Genomic DNA, 9,553 nt, shown 5'->3' on the forward strand with positions numbered 1-9,553 from the left:
AAAACGTAGCGTTTGAAACGCGGCTTACTAAGAAAAATAATCATTATATTAGAGAGTTTTTTGTTAATTACCCGCGTTACAAACGCTATACTTTTCCTGTTATAGTAAAGTAGGTACTCGTTGTAAACGAGCACCAGTTTGATGATTATTTTGATGAATTAGCATTGGTTTACCACCAAGAATGGATCATGGATGTCTTTAAAATAATAAAGTTTATTTTATATTTGCCTTGCCTTTCTTTGTCTAGACACAAACATGCTTTTTAGAATCAAACTGTTTAGATTAAGTTTAATATAACTTTAAATGAAACTAGAACTTTTATTCGATGAGTCGGTTTATAGAAGACAAATGGAATTGCTTTACAAATTGGCATACGAGAGACAAACTACCTATTTTAAAAACTCGCATTTTGTAGGTTTTGCATTGCTTTTTCTAGGTGTTTTGGCTGTTGTTGGAAAGGCAAATATTGGGTATTCATTTATGTTCTTTGGTATGTTTGTTTTGGTACCTTATTACTATTTCTATTTCAAACAAAATAGGATTAAAAGGAAATTTGAAGAGGAGAGGTTAGCGATAATTTCATTATATAAAGAAAATCCAAAAGTAACATATAAATTTAATGATGTGGACTTTAAATATTCAGATTATACATCAAATCTTATTTTTAGCTGGGATGAGTTATTGACTTTTATTGAACTAGAAGAAAATATTTTCTTTTTCACAAAGAATTCTGAACCTTTTATATTTGGTAAGGCAGAACTTGGAGAGACAAATTATAATAAACTACTAAAGCTACTTGAATCAAAATTGAAAACTGTTAACTAACTTTTATAATGCCTTTTTTAATTCAAGTCAAGTGTTTGGATAAGTATAGTTTACTAGTGTGTACATCATTAAAACAAATTGTTTTGTACAAATAAAAATTAAACAAAAAGTTATTTGGAAACATATATTAAAAAACTGAAACATATCTTACCAACATTTTTGTTGGTAACATTAGGCACAGTAATAGGTCTTGCCTTTATGAGGTGGTTACTTACTATACAATTTTCAATTATTGAAGTAAAAGAGGAAGTTTGGGTACTTTGGCTTCCAATAATTTTTCCTTGGATACCAATTACACTTTGGCTTCGACAAAGATTTAGAGTTTTAACTTTTAAAAAAGACAATGATAGTGGGCGGTTTTTCTTTCAAATGCTTTCATGGGTTGTCATAATGATTATGCTCTTTCTTTCTCAAAATTATTTAACTACAGCAACAGGGAAACTTAAAGTTTTATCAACTATTACTGACATTAATAAAACAGAAAAAGTTCGTTATTATAAATTAACAAATTTTGAAGTAGCACCTTATTTTGGGAGCTCCTATACTGATTTTAGAAGAAGTGGAAAACATAATCAATATCTAAACTTTAATATTTATTTTACCGTTCCTATTTTTAAAGATACATTAGAAATAAATACAGACGTTCCAAAATATTGGTATGGTGTACAATTTAAAAAACAAATTAGCAATAAAATTGCTAACGAAGAGAAAGAGCAGAAATATGAAGTTTTCTACAAAGAGTGTGTTGATAAAATGAATGTCTATGACTTTCATTCATTAGAATATTTTGAAAGAAAACCAACATCTGATGACAAAGAATGCTTTTTGAAAGCTATTGAAGTAAAAACAAAGCAAATCGTAAATAATGATTTTATTGTTTTAGAACCTATTCAAGAAAAATTTGAAGATAGAAATGAGAATAAATTAGCTAGGATTTTTGGTTCATTTGGAATAGGACTTGGTGTTTTACTATTTTCGTTAATTTGGCCAAGTTATAGTGAAACAGAGAGAAAAAGATTTTTTTCAGGAAAAAAACCGAAACAAGATGACTTGGTTGATATGCTTGCTTATTTAATTCCGAAAGGAGACCATTTTGTTACTTCCATAATCTTAGACTTAAATATTTTGGTTTATTTAGTCATGATTTTCTCGGGTACTCACCTTCTTTATCCAAATGGTTTAGAATTAATGGAATGGGGAGCAAATAGAAGGCTTGAGACTAATAATGGAGAATGGTGGAGATTATTTACAAGTATGTTTTTGCATGGAGGAATTATGCATTTAATTTTAAATATTTCAGGGCTTGTTCTGGTTGCTATTTTTTTAGAGCCAATTATGGGAAGAAAAAAATATTTTATCATATACATTTTATCTGGACTTTGCGGAAGTCTTGCCAGTATTTGGTGGTATCCTAATACGGTAAGTGTGGGTGCGTCTGGTGCTATTTTTGGTCTTTATGGTGCTCTTTTAAGTTTGCTTTTAACCGATACATTTAGTAAGAAAGGGAAGAAAGGATTATTAATGATGTTTGGGTTTTATGTAGGAATAAATTTACTTTGGGGTTTAACTGGTGGTATTGATAATGCTGCCCATATTGGAGGCCTTTTAAGTGGAGCCTTAATTGGACTAGTGTTTAGTAAAATTGAAAAATAATAACACAAAAAAATCACTCAATCAACCCAATTTCCTTAGAATGCGTAATCGCTTCTTTACTAGATTTAAAATAGCAAGTGGCAACATCTAAGCTATTCATGTTTTCTAAGATATTTAGGGTTGCCGTTTTTTGATGTTTTCCAACTTGCCTTATATAAACTGCTTTAATATGCAAAGGGAAAATTTTGCAAATCGCTTCGTATAGTTTGGGATCGTGTTGGGAATCATCACCTAATAAAACATATTGCAAATCAGGATAAAATTCTAAAATATGTTTTATTTTTTCAAACTTATGATTGTGATTGCCACGACCAGTAAAGAAGAATTGGCTCAAACTGGTTTTAATGTCTTTTAAAAGTAAAACAGCCTTTGGTAAACTATGAATAATGGAAAATTGGGTAATTAATCTGTATAAATTCCATTCGCTACTTGAAACATAAAAGAAAGCATTTTCTTGGTTTTTGTCGTTTCTTCCAGCAGTTTGCAAAGCTTGATAATGCGGGACCACATCTTCAAAAATCTTTCTTTTATTAACATTTTTAAATAATAAAATATATAGTTTTTTTAAAGGATTTCGTGTGTGTGAGATGAGGAAAGTATCGTCTATATCAGAGATAAAACCAAATTTTCCAATGTTAGGTTTGATATAACTTCCAGTTGCTTCAATCTTTTCTTTTTCATGTGTTATATAAACCGTGTAATTTTTCCAACCAAAATCAGTAGCCTCTTTTATGGGTACGCAAAATTTAAAATAACCATCTTCTAGTGTTCTGGTATGAATAACTTCTCCATTTAATTCTAAATAAACATCTGCATTGGATTTTGTTTTTACTTGAAACAACCTAATGATGGATTGCGCATTTTTAAAGTTTTTTTGCTGAAAATCGTAATTGGCACTAGTGGTTGGTTTAAAAATATGTCCCATTACAATTAATTCTTGATTATTTGCATAGCCACGATATAATTTTAGAACAGGTTTCATTTAATTTTATACATTTGGATTAGAGTTCTACAAATTACAAATTAATTAGTGAATCGATAATATGTCTGCGAAAAAGAAATTTTTATTAGTAGTGAATCCTATTTCTGGTGACAGAGATAAAACGCAAATGTTGGAACAAATTCAGGCTTTTGCCACTCATTTAGATATAGATTTGGTGCAATATAAAACTTCTGGAACAAATGATTATTATAAAATAAAAGAAGCATACGATTTCCATAAACCAGAACGTATTATTATTGCTGGTGGAGATGGTACCATAAAAATGGTAGGAGAAGCCTTAGAAGAGGAAGATGTTGTTTTTGGAATTATTCCCGCAGGTTCTGCTAATGGTTTGTCCATCGATTTGAATTTACCAACTTCACTTGAGGAAAATTTAGAAGTGGCTTTTCAAAATGACTATATGGAAATTGATATGGTGGAAATTAATGGAAAGAAAAGTTTGCATTTGAGTGATTTGGGTTTGAATGCATTACTAGTCAAAAATTATGAAAATGGAGATACTAGAGGAAAGTTAGGTTATGCTTTACAAGTAATTAATACCTTAACAGAATCAGAAGATCCTTTTGAAGTTACTATTGCAGTTAATGGGGAATCTATTACTTGTATTGCTAAAATGGTAGTTATTGCTAACTCACAAAAATATGGAACGGGTGTAACTATTAATCCGAATGGAAAAATTAACGATGGAAAATTTGAAATTGTGGTATTGAAAAATTTAGATTTATTTGTAATGGGTAAAATAGTAACAGGAAATATTCTTTTGAATTCAGAAGATGTTGAAATTATCTCTACTGAAAAAGCGATAATCACCACATCAAAGAAAATAAACTTTCAAATTGATGGTGAATATTTTGGCGAAGTAGACCGATTGGATATCAGTATTTTGCCAGCGCAAATGAAAGTAGCTGTTCCTAAGTAGGGCTATATGTAAAAAAAATAGACTATCACTTCTGATAGCCTATTTTTTACTGGAATAATTTAAGTTAGTTGCTTACATTAATTGCTAACCCTTCTAATTGCTTTATTGTAATTACACTGTGCGTGTTTAATGCCCAGTCAAATGTTGGTTCAACACCTGTAGCAATTACTTCTTGACGATCAGTTGATAAAGATTGTGTTCTTGCGTCTTTCCATTCAAAAACTAAACCATTTAAAAAAATGTTTTCGTTGTTTCCGTAGGTTACTGGTAAACTTTGTCCAGCTTCTAACGAGAATTTTTGTTCTAAAGACGGTTTTTGAATGTTAGTTCCTTGTCTAATCAATAAAGTAACGTTTACATGTTGATCAGTCTTGTTGATGAAAGTTTTTGTTCCTGCCATTGTGATTTTTTTTAAGTTAATACATTTTTAAATAATCATAAATTGATTACAAAACAAATGTACCTTCATCAATGGTAATATTTAAGCGCTTATAAACGGTAATTAAAAAAAGGGTACTTCTGCCTGATATCCAGGTATTTCTCTATTCTTTTTATCTAGGTATAATTATTTATGGATACGTTTGTGGAACTATTGGAGAATTGATTTTAGGTTTTTATGGTGTTTTGATAATAAAAACAATAATCTAGATTGACTATTTAAAAGGATGTCTTTGTTGCCAATTCACCTCAGGTTCAAGACGGCTGAAAATTTTTGGCATTAAATAATTGATAAGAGGATTGGTGTGATAAATAAAACCAGACATTTCAATGGGATGAGCTCCTATTGAGCTTTTGATTTCTAAAGCAGTTCGTCCAAAATATATTTTTTTGAAGTGGTTCTCTATGCCAAATTCAGTCATGTTATATAGCATATTTAAATATAACATGTGTTCTTTTTGATGTGTTTCGTCGTATCCTAAAAAATAGGTTTCTAAAGTATCTTCGTTTAATAGAATTGTATGAAACCCTATTAGTTCTTCATTTTTAAAATAACCAAAAATCTTAAATCTTTCTCCACATTGTTTTTTAAAAAAAGAGAAGTGTTCTTTAGACAAGAAGAAGGTGTTAAAAGGAGCATTAACAGCTACATAATGATACAATTCATAAATTCTTTTTTCATGAAGGATAATTTCCTCTAAAGAGAGTTCAGTAGTTGTTACACCGTCAATTTTTTTATGAGCTCTTTTGTATTGATCTCTGTATTTTTTTGTTAAAGCACTAATGTAATCATTCGCATTTTGCCATTCTTTATCCAACTTAAAAATCATATTAGGCTGTGTATTGAATTCATACATAGAGTGAAAATCATATTCTTTAAGCTCTTTGGTGAACGCTCTATAGAAATCTTTATAAGTTACAATATGAATTTTTATTTTTTTGCTTTTAAAATAGGAGATAAGCGATTCAGTACAATCAATTAATATTTTACTGATTATTTCTGCTGGAACTTTTTTCTCAAAAACAAAACTGTTTTCACCTGTAATCATGTTATTACCTAAGAATAATACATGCGAACAAAAATTTTTAAAGATGAAATTACGAATAGTTGTTTTTAGACAATTATCTCTTTTTCCAAATGACTCTAGATGATCTACATTTATATATTGAGCAATAGAAACACCAATTAACTTTAATGAATCAAATATACCAATGAAGAAACATTCCATATTTACTGGTGCTGTATTTTCAAGCACCTTTAAATAAGGTTTTTGTAAAAAATGATTAGATGCAGCTACGTTATCCCAATTCTCAGGTAGTGATGCTACATTATTGTATATTTTAAAGGTAATGTTTTTCAAAATAAAAAAATCGTCCTGCAAAAATAGGACGATTGAGTTATAATAAAATGTTAATTAATTGACAAATATTTTATTTCCATCCGCAAATGATAGCTCCCATTATGGCAAAACTAACAATCCAGTAACCAGCATGAATAAATATATATTTCCAAGAGCGTCTTTCAAAAAGAAAGGTAGTGCCTAGAATTGGTAATGCTAAAAACAATCCTAAAAAGGTTCCATGTAATGCTCCATGTTTAAAAGATCTGAATTTTCCACCATGTACTTTTAAAAATTCAAGTAATGCAGGATCGGTATCATTGCCACCAGCTGCTTGTACTGCACCAATATCATGAATCACAAGAGTAGGCATTATAAATGCTATAAGGATGGCAAATAAAAAGGCAAATCCAAAGATTTTTGCCATATTTCCTTTTTTTAAATATTCTTCAGTTAATCCAGTTTCTTTCATCCATGCTGTTCCAAAAATTTTTGGGTTGTACCAAATTGCTCCAAGAGCAAAAGTACTTAGTGCTGCAACTAAAATGGCTAAAAAATTCATAATCTATAATTTTATGGGTTAGTATACCAAATATAATTAAAAAAAGCTGACTTTTTTTTAAAAAATAGATGTTAAAATGTAATGTATGAAAAACAAAAAAATCCGACGAAAAATGAAAAATACGTATAAATACGTACAAAAAAAGGCAAAAAATACGTATAAATACGTATTGATTGGTCTTGTTTTTGTTTATAGATTTGAAATGTTGGGATTATGATAGAAAAATTAAAAGAAAGATATAATGAGTTTCATATCGATAATAGAAGATTTAAAAATTAATAAGAGGACGGTATTTTTTTCCGTTCTTGGTCAAACATATTATTTTTTAATTGCATTTTTTCTTTTTAAACAAGATTTATTTTTATTGCTTGACGATAACTATCTTTTTGATGTGAATTTTTATTTTATAATGGCAGTAAGTTTTTTGATGTCATTAATATGGTTTTTAATGAACATATGCGTTTCTTCAATTCTACTGATTTTTTCAAATACTAAGAATAAATATATAGGTAACCCATCCGGAATATTTATAAATTCTATGATTTGTTCCATTGGATATTTAACATTTGCAATGTTATTGAATTTTTTACTGGATTATGATTTTAAGTATTTTATTTCCTTTTCATTTAGTTTTATCGCTATAAGGGTAATATGTGCAATATCAAAATCATTGTTTTTTAATAGAAGTTTTGTTTGAACGATTTTGATTTATAATACTAACAATAAAATCTTTAACTCATAGTCCAGTTTTGTTTTAACGTAAAAAAGATACATTTAAACTGTTTTTTATTGTAAAAGCTTTAAAAAAAACTTAAAAAAAATAAATATTGTCCGTTTTTTGTTAAAAAAAACATTATTTTAGTACTATTAACACTTAAAAATTTAATTATGCCGATTAGCCCAAATTCAGGTTCAGAAATTAGTTTGTCAGAAGCACAGGAATTAGTAGGTGCTTTTAGAAGTAAATTTTCGAAAGAGATTAAAGCTTCGTTTGTAGGGATTGAAACTTTAAATAAAATACTCAGTCAAGAGGATTGTATTGGAGTACGTATTTATAATGGACACCATACAGAGTTAGGAAGGTTGTCACCCGTTTTAGTTGGTGTCGATTCTAAAGGGAAAGATATGACAAACGGTTTTATTTTTGATAGGTTGATTCCTTGTCCGTCTTATTGTGATACTGAGAGCGAACTTTTTTGTAAATAACTAAAAATTAAACAAGCTGTAAAGAATTTTCTTTACAGCTTGTTTAATTTTTTAAATAATTATTCTAAGTTTTGGTAAATAATTAGATTGACATGGTTTTAATTTATCAGTTATATCTCATCTATACTTTTTTAAGTTGCATTTGTGTTTCAAGATTTTTAGAATTATAAAGCTTTATTGATTTTTATTCCAAATTTTATAAAGTTTATTTCTTCATTAATAATAAATGAAAGAGATTTGTTTTCAATGTTATTCTAAATTGAGATTCTATGATTCTTTCTTTTTTCGATACTGAAATGATAAATTTGTTGATAGTTAAAAGAAGTTGTTTTCTTGATAGTGTCATTGTTTTATCTTTGAAATCATTATTCTAATTATTGATGATTGAATTATAGTTTGAATTATAGTTTGAATAATTTTGTTTTCATTTTGAATTTGTTAATTAATATTTCTAATGTAAGAATTATTATTTTTTAATGTTATTATGAACTTTACAATATTCGTTTGTTTAATAGGCGTTTTACCCTTGATTCTTTATTTTCTTAATAAGAACGTTGATAGTGCCACAAAATATCTATTCCCCTATATTTTGTTATTAGCTGTAGCAAGTGTATATGAGTTTTTTGGAACGTATATTTTAAAATTCAATACAAGTTATTGGTTTAGAATATATATATTACTTGAATTTGGTGCAGTATGGTATTTTTACTATAAAATATTTAAATATAAGATTTTTTATTTTTTGTATGGTTTTGGATACTTCATAATTTATATTTATTCGTTAATTAATTGGTCACCAAAAAGTAAAATTATAGATGATCTACCTCTTACTTTAATAATGACTTTTATGGTTATAATTAGTAGTTTTTTTTGGTTTATAAATGTATTTAAAAAATTAGAAGAAAGACCATTATATCTTAGGACTGAATTTTATTATATTTCTATTTTATTAATTTATTTTAGTGGAACTTTTTTGGTTTTTTTAATGACTGATTATATTATTAGTAATGATTCAATGGAATTGCTTTATTATTGGAATTTAATTGTTATTTTTAATCTTATAATCAGATTAACTTTAATTTTTACTGTTTGGAAAGCACGAAAGAAATAGGATCATTAATACTCATTGGTACAGGACTAATTGTTATTTTAGTTTTGATTCTTTTGTTTTTGGTTGTTTTTTATCAAATATATGTAATGAAAATGAAGAAAAAAGAGGCAGAACTACTTCTTAAAACCTCTTTAGAATCTGAAAAACAAGAACGTAAACGAATAGCTGCTGATATTCACGATGGTGTTTCGGGCGATTTAAATGCAATAAGAAACTTTTTGTCTGTACTTTATAAAACAGAAACATCAGAAGAAAAAAGAGCGCTATACGACGATATTAGAATTGGTGTGGAAGCTGCAATTGAAAATACTCGCTTAGTTTCTTATAAATTAATGCCTCCTTTGCTAGAAACTTCTGGTTTTTTAATAACTCTTCAAGATTATTTTTCAAGATTAAACTCTAAAACTAACGCTTGTTTTACTGTAAATACGGACGAAGAATTGATAGATTTGTCTAATGAAGTATCTTACGAAGTTTTTAGAGTTATACAAGAACT

The 9,553-nt window shown here is 28.0% G+C and carries 9 protein-coding genes; 5 read left to right on the plus strand and 4 right to left on the minus strand.

What is annotated here, in order from left to right; translation table 11 throughout:
* The first annotated feature begins 303 nt into the window (after positions 1-303).
* Positions 304-825, plus strand: coding sequence for a hypothetical protein (locus FIA58_RS12680; RefSeq protein ID WP_140962854.1), 522 nt, complete (start codon positions 304-306; stop codon positions 823-825).
* A 114-nt stretch (positions 826-939) separates the two neighbouring features.
* Positions 940-2,478, plus strand: a complete 1,539-nt coding sequence (locus FIA58_RS12685) for a rhomboid family intramembrane serine protease (RefSeq protein ID WP_140962855.1) — start codon at positions 940-942, stop codon at positions 2,476-2,478.
* A gap of 13 nt (positions 2,479-2,491) precedes the next feature.
* Here FIA58_RS12685 and FIA58_RS12690 read toward each other — a convergent pair whose 3' ends face one another.
* A complete protein-coding gene (locus FIA58_RS12690; protein WP_140962856.1) occupies positions 2,492-3,460 on the minus strand; it encodes an App1 family protein in 969 nt (322 codons plus the stop codon).
* Between the two features lie 61 nt (positions 3,461-3,521).
* Between FIA58_RS12690 and FIA58_RS12695 the strand changes: the two genes are divergently transcribed.
* Positions 3,522-4,400: a diacylglycerol/lipid kinase family protein gene (locus FIA58_RS12695; RefSeq protein ID WP_140962857.1), complete on the plus strand. Its 879-nt coding sequence runs from the start codon at positions 3,522-3,524 to the stop codon at positions 4,398-4,400.
* A 64-nt stretch (positions 4,401-4,464) separates the two neighbouring features.
* Here the strand turns inward: FIA58_RS12695 and FIA58_RS12700 are convergent, their stop codons facing one another.
* From FIA58_RS12700 to FIA58_RS12710, 3 genes are all read right to left on the minus strand, one after another.
* Positions 4,465-4,800, minus strand: coding sequence for a hypothetical protein (locus tag FIA58_RS12700; RefSeq protein WP_140962858.1), 336 nt, complete (start codon positions 4,798-4,800; stop codon positions 4,465-4,467).
* 253 nt (positions 4,801-5,053) lie between these two features.
* Complete coding sequence (locus tag FIA58_RS12705; protein ID WP_140962859.1) at positions 5,054-6,199, minus strand: GNAT family N-acetyltransferase; 1,146 nt, start codon at positions 6,197-6,199, stop codon at positions 5,054-5,056.
* Between the two features lie 70 nt (positions 6,200-6,269).
* Complete coding sequence (locus FIA58_RS12710; RefSeq protein ID WP_140962860.1) at positions 6,270-6,740, minus strand: DUF1761 domain-containing protein; 471 nt, start codon at positions 6,738-6,740, stop codon at positions 6,270-6,272.
* 888 nt (positions 6,741-7,628) lie between these two features.
* On the opposite strand from FIA58_RS12710, the gene FIA58_RS12715 reads away from it, so the two are divergent.
* Positions 7,629-7,946 carry a hypothetical protein gene (locus FIA58_RS12715; protein WP_140962861.1) on the plus strand — a complete coding sequence of 106 codons (318 nt, stop codon included), beginning with the start codon at positions 7,629-7,631 and terminating at the stop codon, positions 7,944-7,946.
* Positions 7,947-9,035: 1,089 nt separating this feature from the next.
* The coding region (locus tag FIA58_RS12720) for a sensor histidine kinase (protein WP_140962862.1) at positions 9,036-9,553 on the plus strand (518 nt) is incomplete at its 3' end.

The sequence above is a fragment of the Flavobacterium jejuense genome (assembly GCF_006491595.2).
GTDB classification, from domain to species: domain Bacteria; phylum Bacteroidota; class Bacteroidia; order Flavobacteriales; family Flavobacteriaceae; genus Flavobacterium; species Flavobacterium jejuense.

What these genes read in the sequence shown, in the direction of transcription:
- FIA58_RS12680 (WP_140962854.1), top strand. Translation starts at nt 304, where the DNA reads ATGAAACTAGAACTTTTATTCGATGAGTCGGTTTATAGAAGACAAATG.
- FIA58_RS12690 (WP_140962856.1), bottom strand. Translation starts at nt 3,460, where the DNA reads ATGAAACCTGTTCTAAAATTATATCGTGGCTATGCAAATAATCAAGAA.
- FIA58_RS12695 (WP_140962857.1), top strand. Translation starts at nt 3,522, where the DNA reads ATGTCTGCGAAAAAGAAATTTTTATTAGTAGTGAATCCTATTTCTGGT.
- FIA58_RS12700 (WP_140962858.1), bottom strand. Translation starts at nt 4,800, where the DNA reads ATGGCAGGAACAAAAACTTTCATCAACAAGACTGATCAACATGTAAAC.
- FIA58_RS12710 (WP_140962860.1), bottom strand. Translation starts at nt 6,740, where the DNA reads ATGAATTTTTTAGCCATTTTAGTTGCAGCACTAAGTACTTTTGCTCTT.
- FIA58_RS12715 (WP_140962861.1), top strand. Translation starts at nt 7,629, where the DNA reads ATGCCGATTAGCCCAAATTCAGGTTCAGAAATTAGTTTGTCAGAAGCA.